General features: G+C 36.3%; 5 protein-coding genes and 1 pseudogene. 1 reads left to right on the top strand and 5 read right to left on the bottom strand.

What is annotated here, in order from left to right:
- Nucleotides 1-51 precede the first annotated feature (51 nt).
- Nucleotides 52-935 (top strand): annotated as a pseudogene (locus ACZZZT_RS03715) (cupin-like domain-containing protein).
- 61 nt (nucleotides 936-996) lie between these two features.
- Here the strand turns inward: ACZZZT_RS03715 and ACZZZT_RS03710 are convergent.
- The 5 genes from ACZZZT_RS03710 to ACZZZT_RS03690 all read right to left on the bottom strand — a co-directional run bounded on the left by ACZZZT_RS03710 (nucleotide 997) and on the right by ACZZZT_RS03690 (nucleotide 19135).
- Nucleotides 997-3849, bottom strand: coding sequence for a T9SS sorting signal type C domain-containing protein (locus ACZZZT_RS03710; RefSeq protein ID WP_463459449.1), 2853 nt, complete (start codon nucleotides 3847-3849; stop codon nucleotides 997-999).
- Between the two features lie 470 nt (nucleotides 3850-4319).
- Nucleotides 4320-8192, bottom strand: a complete 3873-nt coding sequence (locus tag ACZZZT_RS03705) for a T9SS sorting signal type C domain-containing protein (protein ID WP_463459448.1) — start codon at nucleotides 8190-8192, stop codon at nucleotides 4320-4322.
- A gap of 162 nt (nucleotides 8193-8354) precedes the next feature.
- Nucleotides 8355-11987: a T9SS sorting signal type C domain-containing protein gene (locus ACZZZT_RS03700; RefSeq protein ID WP_463462376.1), complete on the bottom strand. Its 3633-nt coding sequence runs from the start codon at nucleotides 11985-11987 to the stop codon at nucleotides 8355-8357.
- A gap of 1433 nt (nucleotides 11988-13420) precedes the next feature.
- Complete coding sequence (locus ACZZZT_RS03695; protein WP_463459447.1) at nucleotides 13421-14023, bottom strand: hypothetical protein; 603 nt, start codon at nucleotides 14021-14023, stop codon at nucleotides 13421-13423.
- Nucleotides 14024-14515: 492 nt separating this feature from the next.
- Nucleotides 14516-19135, bottom strand: coding sequence for a glycine-rich domain-containing protein (locus ACZZZT_RS03690; protein ID WP_463459446.1), 4620 nt, complete (start codon nucleotides 19133-19135; stop codon nucleotides 14516-14518).
- Between the last annotated feature and the right edge of the window lie 122 nt (nucleotides 19136-19257).

Raw genomic sequence — 19257 nt, 5'->3', positions numbered from 1 at the left:
TTTTAAATTGCTTATAACAAGTGTTATAAGCAATTTTTTTATTTAAAAGAGATGAATTTAAAACAAATCGAAAGGGTAAAAAAATCTCAAAATCTGATTTTATTTCCCAATACGTAAAAAACCAAATTCCCGTTGTTATCGAAGAGCTGACTGAAGACTGGCCGGCTTATTCTAAATGGAAATTATCATATATGAAAGAAATCGCAGGTGATACTATCGTTCCTTTATACGATAACAGACCTGTAAACCACGAAGATGGCTTTAATGAAGCGCACACTAAAATGAAGATGAGCGACTACATTGATCTTTTAGAATCCAAGCCAACAAACTACCGCATTTTCCTTTATAATTTAATGAAAGAAATACCAACGCTAAAAGACGACTTTTTATGGCCTGATATTGGCTTGAAATTAGTGAAGCAAATGCCCATGTTGTTTTTTGGTGGAGAAAATTCAAAGGTTTTTATGCATTATGATATTGATTATTCTAATATTTTGCATTTTCATTTTCATGGAGAAAAACAATGCATGCTTTTTGCTCCGGATCAGTCTAAATATATGTACAAAGTTCCGCACGCTTTAATTTCGAGAGAAGACATTGATTTTGATGATCCTGATTATGAAAAATGGCCCGCCCTTAAAAATGCCGAAGGTTATATTACTAATCTTAAACATGGCGAAGTATTGTACATGCCAGAAGGATATTGGCATTATATGAAATACTTAACTCCTGGTTTTTCTATGAGTTTGCGTGCTTTTCCAAAAAATATTGCCCATTTATCAAAGGCGGCTTATAATGTATTTATTATGCGGCATTTTGATATTTTGATGCGAAAATTTAAAGGTCAAAAATGGATTGACTATAAAAACGAAAAAGCAATTCAGAACACACATCAAAATCTGACGAAATCTGAAAATCTGGCAAAGTCTGCCTGATATAATTAAAAAAGCCGTTGTGAACTTAAAGGTTTACAACGGCTTTTTATTAAACCACTATTTAGAATACCATTTTTGTAGTAGTTACATTTCCATTACCAAAAATTGTTTTAATCAACAAAACCTGATTAGATTGTAAACCGGATATCTGCAATTCTGTACTATCTATTTTCTTTTTATTATAAAGCAATTTTCCGGTAACATCAAAAATAAAAACCTCTTTAATGTTTTCTTTGGTTGATGTTACCTTGATAATTTTCTCTTTTGCAAAAACCAAAATTTTCTGTTCCACATCTTCAATAGCAACTTTTTTCAAGGTTTTATTATTAGCATAACGTAACACAAAACGACCATCAAAAATACCTGTTGACGTTGTAAAGGTATAATTGCCGGTTCTTAAATCATGAATTGAATTGGTAGTTTTGTCTTCTAAATAAATAGCCTGATTAACCAAATTACCATCGGCCTGATCTATAGAAATAGTAAAATTGCCAGCAATTGTGCTTTTATATCCAAGCGGTACAATATCAGTATCCGAAAAAGGTACGGCGCGTCCCTGAATTACAAGTTTATGTCCATTATTTACACTATAAAAATCCAAATATGGATTACCATCAATTGTTTGACCGTCATATCTGGTTTCATAATCGTTAGTAGCTCCTTCAATATAACCAATTAAAATTTGTTTAAAGGCACCACCATCATTAGTCATATTAAGCCATAACCGATTTTTTTCAAGTGCAGCTTTTGAAGTTTTTGCTGGTTTAAAAAACTGACTGTTTGAGCCAAAACGCATCGCATTTGTAAAAGTTACTGTTCCGGACGAGCTTGTTTCAGTAAAAAAACCTTGCCCGGCTGCTATTTTACCGCCTGGTATTTCCTTATTGTTTCCTGATGCTGTGGTTGCTGTTTTGGCTGCAACGCCCCCAGTTAAATTATAACTTGCATAATCATCTGAATTGTATTTATAAGAAGTTCCAAATACTACGGGCGTGTTGTGTGTCCAGAAATATAAGGTTCCGGTTAAAACCGGGTTATTCAAAATAAATTGATCGGCATCTAATGCTGAAGGATAAGGATTTCCGAGCAAATAAAATTTTCCGCTATCTAATGTCGCACTGGTTACATTTCCATTATTGGGAACTCCAATAAAAGAAGCTGTGTAATCGGCTCTGATTGTATTAGAATAAGTTTGCGGACCACGAATTATATAACCTTCTCCAACAACCATAGTCGTACTTCTGTTTGTGATTACCCAATTTGTTCCGCTATATCTAAAATATTTATCCCCTAAAGTTAATGGCGAAACATCAACCAGTTTTTGTGGGCTTACCGGAGTTGACCAATACACAAAATCGGCCTGGCGAATTTGCGGGCTTATTCGTTTGTAAATAATATTTCCGGTATTAATAACATTATTACGTTGTATTAAACTTGCATTATTCTCGAATATTAATTTTGTTCCTGTTGCAGATTCTACCGTAAGTTGGTTATCAATAAATAATGTATGTGGAGAATTTATTGTCACTTCTTTTCCCCCTTTTACTTTACAAGAGCAACCGCTTATATCTCCTGTTGACTGATAGTTTTCGGCAAATTCAATGATATCAGAAGATATCGGCACGCTCCCTTTCGACCATGTTGTTCCATTCCACGTATTTACATCCGGTGCTTTTATTACAATACTAACTGTTGGCAATGAAGTGCAGTTTACACCATCCTGTGCCGTAAAAGTATATGTTCCGGGAGCTAAATTAGCAATTGTATAATTGGAACCCGAAACGGAATAAGTTTGAGTTGATGAACCGCTTTGGTAAACTTGTCCATTTGTTGCAGATATAAATCCGTTAAGTTCTACACTTCCTGTTGGGATAACACAAGTTGGTTGTGTAATAGTAACAACATTGGGTGTGGGTAATGAAGATTTAACGGTAACAGTCGTGACTGAAGAGGCAAGGCTTTGACATCCTGTGGCATTTGTTACCTGAACAGAATAATTTCCGGATGTTGTTACCACTATACTTTTTGTAGTTGCACCCGTTGACCATAAATAACTTGTTCCGGTAATAGAAGTCAATGTAACATTTCCACCATCACAAAATGTTGTAGCCCCGCTTGTGGATATTGTGGGAACAGCAGGTCTGGCATTAACGGTTGCAAAAATAGTTTTAGAACTGGTGTAAACAGATCCACCATAAGTAGTAGTATAGGTAAGATTGGCTTCATAAGAACCTGATACAGCATTTGTAAAAGATACTACTGATTGTTTATCTGGATAGTTTACAAAAGATGCCGCACCGGGAAGTTTTACAGACCAATGCCAGTTCAATGCAGCTCCGTCTGCTCCATCTTTTGCTGCGGTAAAATTAAGAGTGCTTCCCTCACAAATTGGCGCATTACTTGTAGGCTTTGATTGTAAAGTTCCTCCTAAATTATTAAGCTGCGCGAAAGTATATTCGGCATTGCCACTTCCTACACAAACGGCAAATTTTACTGTACCGATATACAAAGCAACCTGATTTGAGCATCCTCCTCCTGTGTCATCAATTTTCCCCGGTGGATTGATATCTACGATTGTCCCGGCGGGAAAACGAATAGAACTCTGATTTGTATTAAAATCCAGTACTCCATTAATAGTAACAACCAGAATATTTCCTGCAGAAGTTGATACTATTGGATCTCCTGAAGCAAATAATGTTCCGTTTATCGTTAACGATTTTATTGAAACATTTGTGCTAAGCGTTATGGTTGATCCGGAAGCAATAATAACATCATCATTTATAGTAGGTACTGTTCCGCCAATCCATGATGTTGTAACTGTCCAATTTCCCGTTCCTGTACTTGTTATGGTAGCTCCATTTGAAAATCCAAAACAAAATAACATTGAAAAAATAAATAGTAATTTTCGGTTCATTTCACGTGGTATTTAAATTTAAACAATAGATCTTTTAGTAAATTATTTTTCAAAAAAAGCTCTTAAGAATTTTGCTTTTTTTAGTCCATCCCTGAGGAAATTTTAAGGCTTTTTTTATCACCTTTTTTTCCTCAAAACACCATAAACAATTTACAATTTTCTATTAACTAAGATTAAATTAATACTCTGTATTTCAGTCAATTAAACTCGATTTTACTATTTTAAGTTATTTCTCATAAATACTTTTTTTTAAGTAATTCATCATATAAAAAATGCAAATCATCTGATTTTATAAATATGCATTTTTCATTATTTTTTAAAAATTATAATAATTTGAAAAAAAATTATGTTAAAAATAAATTTAACCCCAAAAAAAACGTCTGGAAAACAATATTGGGTTGAAATTTTATTTAAAAAATAGTCGCTCTTTAAACGCAAAATGATCATTCAAAATGGAAAGTAAAAACTTATTAAAATAAAATTTTACGTATTGAATGATATCCGTTTTTCAACGATATTTTTAGTAGCAAAATTTGATTTTTGGAAGATAGATTTTCAATACTAAATCTGGAGTTTTCTATCTTAGTTTTTCTGTAGATCTGTTTACCAGAAATGTCAAAAATTGCAATATCCTTAATCTCATTTTTGTTAGCGTCGATAATTATATTATTGTTGTTTACAAAAACTGATATTTGATTTATTTCTCTCTCCGGATTATCTGTTTTTAAATCTTTACTAATAAAATTCAACTCAAAACGTTCATTAAAATTTCCCTTTTTTGTAGAAAATAAATAGGGCGATTCTTTTAGATCATGTTTAATTTTCAAGTCCTTATCTTCAATAAAAACATTTAGATTACTAAACAGTCCATCATCATGGTCAATACTAACACTAAATTCACCATCAATAGTGCTTGAATAGCCTAACAAAATAGAATCAGTATCTTCGAAAGGCAAACCTCTGCCCTGAATTACTAATTTTTTATTTTCAACAACACTATAAAAATCTACAAATTGATTTCCATTAAAAGATTCCGCATCATAACTTTCATCATACAAATTGGTTGCCCCATTTATATATCCCAATAAAATCTGTTTAAAAACGCCTTCGTTATTTTTAAGATTCAACCAGATTCTATGTTTTTCGACAATATTTTCTTTTGTTTTGGCTTGCTTAAAAAAAGCAGAATTTCGACCAGAAATGCGCATACTATTATTGAATTCGGCAATTTCAGAATTTTTACTGATTACAAAAAATGCTTGTCCTGAGGCAATAGTTCCATCGGGAATACTTTCATTTATACCTAATGAAACTGCGCCACCTGTACCAATACCTCCCAGCAAATTGTAAGCAGCATAATCATTAGATGTATATTTATTATTAGTTATTGGTGTATTATGTGTCCAGAAATAAAGGGTTCCTAAAATATTTGACATGTTGTTAGTCAAAAAAGCATCGGCACTTATTGCAGATGGATATGGATTACCAATTAAATTAAAGCTATTTTGTTTTTCCAAACTCACCTCCACTTTTCCATTAACCGGAACACCTTTAAATGTGGCTTCAAATTTTGAAGGTTTTGTTGTTGAAAAATGCTGTGGACCACGTATACTATATCCTTTGCCGGGAATCATGATATTTAATGCATTTTCTATCTTCCACTTATCCAAAACAGCATCATAAGAAAAAAACTTATCCGGCAATGTCTCTGGCGAAACATTAATTAGTTTTTCATTATAAACAGGCGAAGACCAATAAGTGTAATCGAATTTTAATATTGGCGAAGATTCTCTTTTGACATTAGCATTACCAGTATTTACAATATCATTGTCCCGCTGATATAAACTTGCTGTATCTTCTAAAATTAAAGTACCAAGGCCTGAATAGTCGAACTCAATTGCTAAAGTATTGCCGCTTAAAAGTGTTACTGTTTTACCTTCGTTAATATAACAGCTGCAAATATTTGAAGACGTTAAGGCCGGATAATCGTCTTGAAAATAGATTTGCTTTCCGCCTGACGGTAAACCATTTGACCAACTGTGACCATTCCAAATTGAGGAATCCAAACAAAGGTTTAAACGTGCAATTCTGTGTTTGGATATTCCTGATACAGAATTGAAATCTCCCCCAATCATTAATTTAAAATCTGATGTGAAGGCCATAGTGTATAATTTACTATTTAAACGGGCATCAAAAGAAGTATCATAATCTCCTGTTTTTAAAAGTCTTATTAATCGTGACGAAACGACGTTTTTATAAGTGCCGGAAAAAGTTCCGCCCACCACGATACGATCGTCCGGCTGAACCAAAATACTTCGAACGTCACCTTTATTAAAACCTGTACCTGAATCAAAAGTCATATCTAAACTTCCATTGGTATTTAACCTAAGAATTCGCTTTTGGGAAGTGCCATTATAAAATAAAAAACTTCCTCCAACAATAATTTTCCCATCAGATTGCAATGCCATTGCATAAATGTAGTTGTCAAAACCTGCACCAACATTGAAACTGGAATCAATACTTCCATCCGCATTTAACCTCACCAGTTTTGCAGCAGAATTTCCATTAAAATTATTAAACCTTCCACCAAGCAATATTTTTCCATCTGGCTGAATCAAAACAACTTCAATAATACCATCAGCACCATGACCAACATTAAAACTTAAATCCCGAGTTCCATCAGGTAATAATCTTACTATTCGAGTTGCAGTATTGACAGCACCATTATAATTTGTAAAACCTCCCGCCGCAATTATTTTCCCGTCAGACTGAGTTGCCAAAGCGTAAACCTGACTATTAAAACCTGAACCGTTATTAAATGTTTGATCAACTGATCCGTCAGACAAAATCCTAATTATCCGATTACAGGCTATCTCGTTATATTTCGTGAAATTTCCGCCAAGAATAATTTTCCCATCAGGTTGCAAAACGGCTGTTTTAATTAAATTATTAGCACCTGATTGCCTTAAATTAAAACTTTCATCATAAGTTCCATCTTCTAAAAGCCGAACAATTCTTGAAGCCTGTTCGCCATTAAATTTTTTAAAATTTCCAAATACCATTGTCTGTTTATTTTCCAGAGGAATCACTTTATAAACAGAATTATCAAAACCAACTCCTGCCGATAAATATGCTGTATCATATTCTCCTGCCGGATTAATTTTTGCTAATCGGCCTTGATTTAATCCATCGAAAACAGAAAATGAACCACCAACATACCAAGAACCTTCTGCGTCATTTTCTAAAGCTAAAACTGAAGCTGTTGCAGGTCCGGAACCAAAATCCAAATCAGTTCTAATAGTTCCGTTCCGGTTTAAAACACAAATTCGATTCACCTCAGCTCCATTATAAAAACCAGTAAAAGATCCTCCAATCATTATATTACCAGAAATATCTGTTTTTATAACCTGAACTGCGCCTCCATTAAATCCCGATCCTGATAAAAAAGTCGAATCTAAACTTCCGTCTTCATTAATTCGAATAATTCTATTTGCCGAAATTTCATTATAACTGCTAAATTTTCCGCCTAATAGAACTTTTCCATCCGATTGTATAAACATTGCATTTACATCATCGTTAAACCCTGTTCCGATATTAAAACTTTCATCAACTCTTCCTTCGGGAAATAGTTTTACTATTTTATTAGAAGAGATTCCATTAAATGCTGTAAAATTGCCGGACAAAAGTATTTTTCCATCAGATAAAATTTCGACGTTTGTAATATTTGCTGTTGTTCCAATTCCTGTATTAAACGTAGTATCGATTGCGCCATTGGGCAAAATACGTGCAATTCTATTTACGGTGATACCATTGTATTTTGTAAAACTACCAACGATGATAATTTTTCCATCAGCCTGCTCGCAAACATCATAGATAATTCCTGCTGTTGCCCCGATTGTTGTATTAAATGAAGCATCATAGGAACCATCTGAATTTAATCTGACAAGTCTTCCTGAATTATTTCCATTATAAGATGTAAAGCTTCCTCCAACGATTATCTTGCCGTCTCTTTGAATGTGTGAAGTATAAACTTTACCGTTGAACCCTGTGCCTGCATGAAAATTTTCATCAAGTATTCCATCTGGATTTAAGCGGGCAAAATAAGGAGAAGGGATTCCGTTAAGATTCAGATAGTCACCGCCAACAATTAGGTATTGATTAGATTGTATTGATAAAGTTCGGACTGTATTATCAAAACCATCTCCGTTTAGTCCATCATCAATGGTATTAAAATAAGTATCTACTTTGCCTTGCTGGGCCAAAAGTTCCAGACTAATAAAAGGTAAAAAGAGGATCAGGGAAAAAAGTATTTTTTTATCAAAATATAAATAAAATTTAGTCAATAATTATTTTGTAAGAATCGGACTAAATTTATAATTCGTTTTGAAACCCTGCAATACCCACTTACCGTGATTTTTCAGGTGATTTTCTCTGGTTAGTTTGATGTCAAAAAACAAAAAAGACGCACAATTGTGCGTCTTTTAGAAATAAACTAATTTATCTTTTTAATTAAAAATTATCTTTTTAGTTGCAGTAAAGTCATTATCAAGAGTAACTTTTACCAGCAATACCTGATTGGATGATTGCAGGTTTTGTATTTGCAGCTCTGTTGTACCTGCTTTCTTTTTGCTGTAAAGCAGTTTTCCCGAGATATCAAAAACCGTTACCTCTTTTATGTTTTCTGCCGAAGAAGTTACCTTGATGGTTTTATCTTTTACAGAAACCAGAAGTCCGTTTTCAGTATTTTCAAAATCTCCCGTTCCAAGTGTTTTGTTGGTGTAACGCAATACCAAACGATCGGTGAAAGTTCCTTTCTCGGTAGTAAAGGTATAATCGCTTGTTGTTAAATCGTGTATTACACCGGTTTTCTTGTCCTCCAGATAAATGGAATGGCTGCTCAAATCACCATCGGTCTTATCAATAGAAATTGTAAAATCTCCGGTTATCGTTGTATTGTATCCCAAAGGAACCTGATCTGTATCTGTAAAAGGCAGGGCACGTCCCTGGATAACATAATTGTTTCCGTTGTCAACACTATAGAAATCAACATACGGATTGGCATTAAAACTCACCCCGTCGTACCTGTCTTCGTATTCATTGGTTGCCCCCTGCACGTAACCTACCAGCATTTGCTTGAAGACTCCCTTTGTATTGGTCATATTCAGCCATACGTGGTGCGCATCAGTAGTTTCTTTTGATGCGGATTTGAAAAACTGCGTGTTATCGGCAGCTCCAAGTCGCATGTCATTGTTAAAGGTCACTGTTCCGCCAGCTTTGGACGTTGCAAAGAAGGATTGTCCGGCGCCTATGAATCCAGATGGTTCCTCGTTGTTACTTCCGGGTGTTCCTCCGGTAATGGCACGTTCTTTTACCACTGTGCTTCCCGTTAAATTATAACTGGCATAATCATCTGAAGTATAAGTGTAGGCACCTGTTAAGGTAACCGGTGTATTATGGGTCCAGAAATACAGGGTTCCCTCTAAAATAGCTGTGTTTTGGTCCAGGAATTTTTTGGCGCTCAGGGCAGAAGGATATGGGTTACCGATCAAATACGGTTTGCCTGCCGTTAGTGTTTCACCTAAAATTACACCATTGTTGGGCACGCCGTTAAATTCAGCAGGATAATCTGCTTTTACTGTCAGCGAATAGGTTTGCGGCCCACGGATGATATATCCTTTACCCACTTTCATAACCGTGTTTTTATTGGTAATTACCCAATTATCGCCACTGTATCCGAAATATTTATCCCCTAAAGTCAAAGGAGAAACATCAATAAGTTTTTGCGGGCTTACCGGTGTTGACCAATATACAAAATCACCTCGCCTGATTTTTGGGGCAATACGTTTGTATTTTATGTTTCCTGAGTTCACGGCATTGTCGTTTACCTGAACCAGGCTAGAATGGTTCTCAAATGTCAGGGATGCTGTTGGTGAAACCGTAAGTCCGTTTACAACCGTTAGGGTATAGTTTGAAGGTACTGTTATGGCTATTGCGGGATTTATGGTAAGGGAGCAGGCAGTCAAATCAGAAGATATGGTAAAAGCTCCTGCAATAATGGCCGCTTTGCTTGCATCAGGGGTGCCGTTTGACCACGCTGTACCGCTCCAGGTCGTAGAAGATTGATCGAGGATTGTAACATCTGAAGAAACTGATGAAGTACAAGTCCCATTACTTACTGTAAATCTGTATGTTCCGGCTGCAAGACCTGTAACTGTATAGCTAGTTCCTGTGTTATTGATTGTATTTGAAACGAAACCAGTTTGATTTATTGTCCAGTTACCTGCAGGTAAATTATTTAATGTTACACTTCCCGAAGTAGTACAGTTAACCTCTGTTTGTACTGCTATACTTGGTGTTGTTGGTAACGCATTTACTGTAATTGCAGATGAAGAAGTCGCCGAAGTTGCAGTACATCCATTAGGAACAGTTGTATAATTAATAGTTACTGTTTTACTTCCAGATGTTAGATATCTTAAAGTTACTGTATTATCAGCGCTAGTTCCACCAGAAACAATTGTATAATCTGTCCCTGCAGTTCCCGGAAATCCCCACACATAGTTAGACATTGCCGCTTGAGTAGTGTAAGTAACAGAAGTACCAATACAAGTTGATGCTGCAGGTTGGGCAGTAAATGTTGGCGTTGGTAACGCATTTACAGTAGTTGCAGATGAAGATGTCGCCGAAGTTGCTGTACAACTATTAGGAACAGTTGTATAATTAATAGTTACTGTTTTACTTCCAGTTGTTAGATATCTTAAAGTAACCGTATTATCAGCACTAGTTCCACCAGAAACAATTGTATAATTAGTTCCTGCGGTTCCCGGGAATCCCCAAACATAATTGGACATTGCACCTTGTGTAGTGTAAGTAACAGAAGTGCCAATACAAGTTGATGCTGCAGACTGGGCAGTAAATGTTGGTGTTGGTAACGCATTTACAGTAGTTGCAGATGAAGATGTCGCTGAAGTCGCTGTACAACTATTAGGAACAGTTGTATAATTAATAGTTACTGTTTTGCTTCCAGTTGTTAAATATCTCAACGTTACTGAACTATCATTGCTAGTTCCTCCTGAAATAATTGCATAATCTGTTCCTGCTACTCCCGGTAATCCCCAAACATAATTAGACATTGATACCTGTGTAGTGTAAGTAACAGAAGTGCCAATACAAGTTGATGCTGCAGGCTGGGCAGTAAATGTTGGTGTTGGTAACGCATTTACAGTAGTTGCAGATGAAGATGTCGCTGAAGTTGCTGTACAACTATTAGGAACAGTTGTATAATTAATCGTAACTGTTTTGCTTCCAGCTGTTAGATATCTTAAAGTAACCGTATTATCAGCACTAGTTCCACCAGAAACAATTGTATAATCTGTTCCCGCAGTTCCCGGAAATCCCCAAACATAATTGGACATTGCCGCTTGTGTAGTATAAGTAACAGCAGTGCCAATACAGGTTGATGCTGCAGGCTGGGCAGTAAATGTTGGTGTTGGTAAAGGATTAACCGTAACAGTTACTGTAAAAGTAGCACCCGCACAACCCGCAGAGGTTGGGGTCACTGTATATGTAGCGGTCTGAGCAGTAGCAGAAGGATTTAAAAGTGTTCCTGTAATACTAGTTGGTGATCCTGTACTTGCTGTACCGCCAGTAATTCCTCCCGTTACTGTTGGAATTCCCCAACTGTAGGTTGTTCCTGCAGGAATTGTTCCAGTTGGAGTTACTGTAAAGGCAACACCAGTACATGTCGATGCAGTAGTAGCAGAAATAACTGCTGTTGGTGTAGTTGTAATTGTTACAATATTACTTTCATTATATAAGCAACTTGTTCTTACATTGTTAATGTTAGGAACATTGGCAGTATTTAAAGTAACTAATCTTTTAAACCTTCTTACAATATTTGCAGCAGTATTATTTATAATCGCTGGTGGATCATAAGTTCTACCATTAGCACCAGATATATCTGTGTAACTACTTCCATCTGTAGAAATCTGCCATTGGAAATTAAGTTGCGGATTTTGAAAATTTGCATCGTTTGAGTTATATTGTAATGATCCCTCTATAACAGCCGGATCACCATTGCTGCAAAAAGTAACAGTTGCCGGAGCGGTAATAGTATTTGCACCTGCATTGAATGCTGCCATAGAAAAGCCTACGACATTTCCTCCTGCATTTTCATAATAATCAAATACAAGATCGTCATCTCCATCCAGATTCACTAAAACATTGTTATAAGTAGTAGAACCTTGTTCAACCCATCTATCAAAGACTTTTGTCCCATTTAAAAACAAACGTATACCATCATCGCCCGTCATTGTAATTAAATAACAACCTGACTTAGTAGTTTTCATTTTATATCTTACTGCAAATCCTTCAGTAAAAATGCTTGCTCTTTGAACTCCATTTGAGTAAACAGGGAAACAATTTCCATCACCTCCAAAACCTTCATTAATAGTTTCAGTAGCTATGTTGTAAGTTCCAGCATAATTAGCTGTGACAAACGGTTCTGGAGAAGCCCCTCCAGCATTGTAAATATGTCCTACCCAGGTATTAGTACCAAATTCATTTTGAGTTTCTTGTGTATCACCAATTGAATTTAAAGTCAAGGCAATTCCACCAGTACCCGCAATTCCAATGTTTGAACAACTTCCTGTCGATAAGACCACTTTTATCTGTCCCGAAAATGGTGCTACCCAATTAGAAATTGTAGCTCCCGAAGCAGAAGTATTATTAGCAGTAGGGCTAACTTCTAAATCTGTAGCAGCATCTAAAATATTAAGTTTTTCGTTATTACTAGCGAAAACATTTCCAACTGCAAATGTGTAGTTATATCCCTTAACAACATTAACTAAAGCATATTGACCTGCAGTTGCATTTGCTGTAGTTTGTGTCATGCTATTATCGATACAAAAAGTATATGTGCCTAATGATGTAGTTGGAGTGTCTCCATTAATTACAAAAGTTGTAGGAGTTCTTGCGCAAGATCCTCCTGACGCAGCATAATATGTAGTTATGCCAACTGTATTAGTATTAGCTAAACCAGAACCAGCAACTCCAACCGGATTGAAAGGAGATCCTCCGCCAATAGGCGTGCCACCAGTCGCAACTGTATACCAACTAACTGGCGATGTTGTAACTTGACCTCCTGCTGGCGGCGTGACAGTCCAAGTATAGTCACCACTATAAGTACCCGACGAGTTATTATAAGTAGTAGAGATCAAAGTATACACTACTCCTGCAATTAAAGTAGGAGTCATTCTTGGTTCGGCATTTAGTCCTGAATTATCATCATCGCCAATTATCCAGTTACCTCCGCCAGGACATGTCCCTGGTGTAAAGTTTCCTGAATAAATATATGCCATACCATCATAAGCATTGGTATCTGTCATTTTAAAAGTGTAAACTCCTGTTGTACTAACAGTAAAACTTGTCGCCGTGTAATTTCTAACAATCCCTGCTACAAAACCACAGTTTGTGTTATTGTTCATTGAGGTTGTAGGTATAGATGCTGTAGCATCTGTTGCAGCATTCCAAGAACCTGTAAATGTGTTTGCAGTAACTCCATTTGTTGTTGAAGTTAAAGAACCTGTACCTCCCTGACAGATAGATGCTCCTGTAGTAATTGGAGAGGAGCAAACTGTACCATTAAATGTAAAATCATTGATAGCATATGTCTTAGTGGCATTTGTACCCCCCATGCATATATTCTAAAAGTTATAGCTGTACCTATGTTTTGATATGAAGCTCCTAATAATGAAATAGTATTTGTTCCTGCAACCGCCGAACCAATATCTGCAGTGAAATTATCTACACTGGATCTAACAGCAAAACTTGAGGGTGCAGTTCCCGATCCACCACCACCTGTTTGACCAGTATATTGAAGACTTATAAAATCTATTTTATATCCATTATTTGGTGTTAGAATAAATTCGATATATTTATTGGTAGTAAGGCCAATATTCCAATTACCTGTAGTATAGCTATTGTTTCCATTTGCACCAGAAACTCCAGTTCGACTTATTCCTGATACTGAAATATTTGCATTTCTAGTTTCCCCAGTTGTATATGGGCTAGTTAGTCCTGGATTTGTCCCAGTAATTGGATTTGTCCAAATCGATTGTCCAAAAGTTAGGACAGGAAAAATAATAAAAATAATAAGTAAAAGTAGTTTTCTAATCATATAGTAGTGGTATTTGTGATTACATTTTGAAAAAAACTTATCAGCATTCTTTAAAAAATAAAAAACACTGATATTTAATCACTTACGATTTTATGATTAGAACAGTTTTTAAATGTTAATGTTAAAATAAATTTTAACATTTTGAAAGCATTTATTTACAAACAAATTTTGAAAATAAATACATTAAAAACCAATTCAACTTTCAAAAAAAGCTAACTCTTTAAACATCAGAACTTTTTAAAATAAAGTATTCCTTTTAAGATTATTCTAGTCCAAATAAAGCGTAAAAAACAGTTTATTACAAGTATTTTATTTTAAAAATTAACTTTTCCGACAAATAGCATCAATTACCGACCAAATGCATTTTTTTGTGTTAACAAAAAAACGATTGCTTTAAAAACCCTACTTTTTATACCTTGATTTTTTTGATTTTTTCGCAAAAAAAAGTCCACTCGTCTATAACAAGTGGACTTTTCGCTGTATTATTGCTTTCTAGTAAACTATTTTATATGTTTTTGTTTCGTTGGTATCCAAAATTACTTTCACTAATAAAACCTGATTTTTGACTTTCAAATTGTCAATTTTCACCACTATATCTGATAAATTTGCTGTTTTATAAATCATTTTACCAGTAAGATCATAAATATAAACTGTGTCTACTTTTTCAGTACTGGATGTAATAGTAATTATCTTATTTTGCACGGCAATCAAAACATTTTTATCGTTCGCCTCAAATTCTCCCAAACCTAATGTTTTGTTTACATAAGTCAATACAAAACGATCTGTATAAGTTCCCGTTGCAGTTGAAAATGTATAATTGCTGCTCTTTAAATTATGAACTGTATTTGTGACTTTATCTTCAATATAAATAACATGATTGCGTAAATCGCCATCAACGTGATCTATCGAAATTGTAAAATCGCCGGCAATAGTGCTTCTGTAACCTAATGGAACAATATCTGTATTTGTAAATGGCAAGGCTCGACCCTGAATTACATATTTATTATCATTTGCCATACTATAAAAATCCAAATACGGATTACCATCAAATGTTACGCCATCGTATTTGCTTTCAAAATCATTAGTTGCTCCTTCAATGTAACCAATCAGCATTTGTTTAAAGGCTCCTTCGCTATTAGTCATATTTAGCCATAACCGATGTCTTTCAGGTAATGCTGAATTTGAATTGTTTTCAGGTTTAAAAAACTGAGAATTGTCAATTCCTCCCAATCGCATATTATTGGTAAATGCAACTGTTCCTGCATTATTAGCTGTTGCAAAGAAAGATTGACCCGCCCCGATCTTACCGGTTGGAGTACTGTCGTTATTTTGTGGTGTTCCCGTTGGTGCTGGTGTTCCTATACCAACACCACCAGTAAAATTATAACTGGCATAGTCATCCGAATTATATCGGTAAGCACCTACTAAAACCACAGGAGTATTATGTGTCCAAAAGTATAGAGTTCCGTCTAAAAAAAGATTTGCGCTTAAAAAAAGATTTGCATCTAAAGCAGATGGATACGGATTTCCAATTAAATAAAATTTACCCGCTGATACAGTTTCTCCAAATAAATCACCATTATTTGGCTGACCGATAAAAGAAGCCGTAAAAGTAACTCTATTAGTATTTGAATAATTTTGAGGAGCACGAATAGTATATCCTTTTCCAATTATCATAGTAGTATTTAGATTGGTGATTACCCAACGATCTCCATTATATGCTAAATATTTATCGCCTAAGGTCAAGGGAGAAACATCAAAAAGCCTTTGTGGATTTACAGGTGTTGACCAATAAACAAAATCTCCCCTAAGAATTGGAGTAGTAGTTCGTTTATAAGTAATATTACCTGTATTGATTGCATTATTTATTTGTAATAAACTGGCATTATTTTCGAAAGTTACACTTCCTCCATTATTTGATAATGAATTCGTTAACGTAAGAGTATCTAAAGCTTGAATTGTAACACTTACTCCTGTGTTTACAGTACAGCTACAAGCTGTAATATCTCCGACACCACCGCCAGCTGAGATAAAGTCTCCCGCAAAAATAATGTCCTGATCCGCTGTAGGTGTTCCATTAGACCATGAAGTGGTGTAGGTATTTGTAACTAGACTGGGCACGACCGCATTTGCAGAAATTACCGAAGTACAAATCCCATTACTTACTGTAAAAGCGTAAGTATTGGATGAAAGTCCGGAAATAGTAACAGTTGTTCCTGAATAAGGTTTTATTATTTCACCGGGATATAACGTTAATGTCCCTCCGACAGGTAATCCGCTTAAAGCGATACTACCTGTGGCAACCGTACATGATGCAGGTGTTATAGCTCCAATAATTGGAGCTGAAGGTGATTCATTTATCAATATACTAAAAGTCACACCCGAACTGGAAACACATGAATTACCATTTGCTACAGTCAAAGTTCCACTATAAGTTCCGGGTGCAGTTCCGGCAGGAACATCTATTGAAATTGGACTAGTTGTTAATGATGCATTGGTAACCGCTACAAAACTATTCGTAGGAGAAGCATTCCAGACAATACTATACGTTGTTGGAGAATTTGTTGTTCCTGTATAAGCTAAAGTTGTATTTTGAGAACTTGCACTTGAACATACAGACGCAACTGTACCCAAGGTAATGGTTGGAAGAGGATTAACATCAACACTAAAAGCCGCTCCCGGACTAGAAACGCATGAATTACCATTTGCTACAGTCAAGGTTCCAGTATAAGTTCCGGGTGCAGTTCCGGCAGGAACATCTATCGAAATTGGACTAGTTGTTAATGTTGCATTGGTAACCGCGACAAAACTATTCGTAGGAGAAGCATTCCAGACAATACTATAGGTTGTTGGAGAATTTGTTGTTGCTGTATAAGCTAAAGTTGTATTTTGAGAACTTGTACTTGAACATACAGGCTCAACTGTACCCAAGGTAATGGTTGGCAGAGGATTAACATCAACACTAAAAACCACACCAGAACTGGAAATACAAGAATTACCATTTGCTACAGTCAAAGTTCCACTATAAGTTCCAGGTGCGGTACCGGCAGGAACAGCTATTGAAATTGGACTTGCATTTAAAGTTGCGTTTGTAACCGCTGCAAAAGTATTGGCAGGAGATGCATTCCAGGTAATGCTGTATGTTGTGGGTGAATTTGTAGTTGCCGTATATGCTAAAGTTGTATTTTGAGCGAGGCCTGTTGCACAAACAGAAGCAGCTGTACCCAATGTAATGGTAGGTAAAGGATTGACAACAACACTAAAAGCTACTCCCGGACTTGAAGTACAAGAATTCGCATTTTTGACAGTTATAGTTCCGGTATAAGTTCCGGCAGTCGTTCCCGCAGGTACAGCAATACTAATTGGACTTGCATTTAAAGTAGCATCAGTAACTGCTGCAAAAGTATTAGCAGGAGATGCGTTCCAGACAATGCTGTAAGTTGTTGGAGTTTGTGTCGTTCCTGTATATGCTAAAGTTGTATTTTGAGCAAGTCCTGTTGCACAAACTGGCGCAACTGTACCAAGAGTTATGGTTGGCAAAGGATTGACAACAACACTAAAAGGTACTCCCGGACTTGAAGTACAAGAATTCGCATTTTTGACAGTTATAGTTCCGGTATAAGTTCCGGCAGCCGTTCCAGCAGGTACGGCAATACTAATCGGACTTGCATTTAAAGTTGCATCAGTAACTGCTGCAAAAGTATTAGCAGGAGATGCATTCCAGACAATGCTGTATGTCGTTGGTGAATTTGTTGTTCCAGTATAAGTTAAAGTTGTATTTTGGGTAAGCCCAGTTGCACAAACTGGTGTAACCGTACCAAGAGCAATATTTGGCAGTGGATTTACAGTTACAGTTGTAAAACCTGAATTTGCAGAAGTACATGTACCACTTTGTACAACAGCCCTAAATTGAGTTGTTTGAGTAAGTGTTCCTGAAGTATAAGTTGTTAATGTATTTGCAATATCTGCCCATGTTGAAAATGGACTCACTGAAGATTGCCATTTTGCAACTGTTCCCGTATGTCCGGTTAAAGTTAATTGAGCACTTGTAAAACCACTACAAATTGTTGTGCCGCCATTAACCGTTCCTCCTACAGATGCAGGAGATACAGTAACAGTCGCGGTATTATTTGTAGATATATTAGAAACACAAACACCAGATGTTAATGATGTAATAGTTATGTCGCTTGTTCCAAGAGTTGTAAAACCACCAGCAGTAAAGGTTCCTGTACCTGCTGTAGTGATTGTCATTGGTGCTGTTAAGGCAGTTCCGGCTGGACTGCTACGATTGTAAGTTACAGTATAGACCCCTATTGGCAACGAGGTAATCGAAGAGGTGATTGTTACTTCAGAAGTTCCTGATGTGACACAAACATTTGCAGCTGAAGTTGCGTTAATTTGATAAGTAGGACAGGTATAGGTAACAATTACCTGACCACGTGCCCCTGTACCTCCAATCTGGGCAGTACCTAAAGCAGAATTAATAGCACCTGAACCCCCACCACCAGGTGCGGTTCCGGCATTTCCAGGGCCAGTACCTAAAATTAAACTTGAAATCGCAGCTCCTCCAGCTCCTCCGCCAGGTGTAGCTCCTGTTCCACCTGCACCAGAGGAAAGTCCTAGTGATAGAAGAGCAGAACTTCCATTTCCTCCATTTGTACCAGGATTTTTTGTTGTTCCAACCGAGGCGCTTGTCGTGCCTCCTGGACCTCCTGTAGGAGTATTACCTGTAGTATTTGCAAAGCCTCCGGCGCCTCCGGCTGCGAGAATTGAGCTTTCAAAACCTAAAATAGTAGAACTTCCTCCCGTGTTTCCATTACCAAGGGTTCCAGAAGTAGTTCCTGCAACTGAGACCGATAAAGTGTTACCTGCAACAACTGTAATATTAGCCGCTGCATAAGCTCCACCTCCGCCACCTGCAGCACCCCTTCCCAAAAGTACTCCAGCGCCAGCAGCTCCACCTCCGGCTCCGCCACCTCCCCAAGCCTGAACTGCCATACTTGTAACTCCCGCAGGGACTACTAATGAGCCATTGGCTGTGAATGTGTGTGGAGGCTGAGCCCATAAAGAAGCATAGATAATAGAAAATAATAAAGATAGTTTTAGCTTCATAATAGTGGTGTTTAAGAGTTTAACAAATTATTTACCTGTACTATCTTTAAGAAAAAAGGACATTGATTTCAGTAAATGATTATATATACTTTTTTCTTAAAAACGCACAGTACCTAAGTTAC

The sequence above is a fragment of the Flavobacterium sp. AC274 genome, assembly GCF_979258275.1.
Note: the sequence above shows the minus strand (reverse complement) of the source record. Positions and strands in the feature narration are given on the sequence as shown.

What these genes read in the sequence shown, in the direction of transcription:
- ACZZZT_RS03710 (WP_463459449.1), bottom strand. Translation starts at nt 3,849, where the DNA reads ATGAACCGAAAATTACTATTTATTTTTTCAATGTTATTTTGTTTTGGA.
- ACZZZT_RS03695 (WP_463459447.1), bottom strand. Translation starts at nt 14,023, where the DNA reads ATGATTAGAAAACTACTTTTACTTATTATTTTTATTATTTTTCCTGTC.
- ACZZZT_RS03700 (WP_463462376.1), bottom strand. Translation starts at nt 11,987, where the DNA reads ATGGCAGCATTCAATGCAGGTGCAAATACTATTACCGCTCCGGCAACT.
- ACZZZT_RS03690 (WP_463459446.1), bottom strand. Translation starts at nt 19,135, where the DNA reads ATGAAGCTAAAACTATCTTTATTATTTTCTATTATCTATGCTTCTTTA.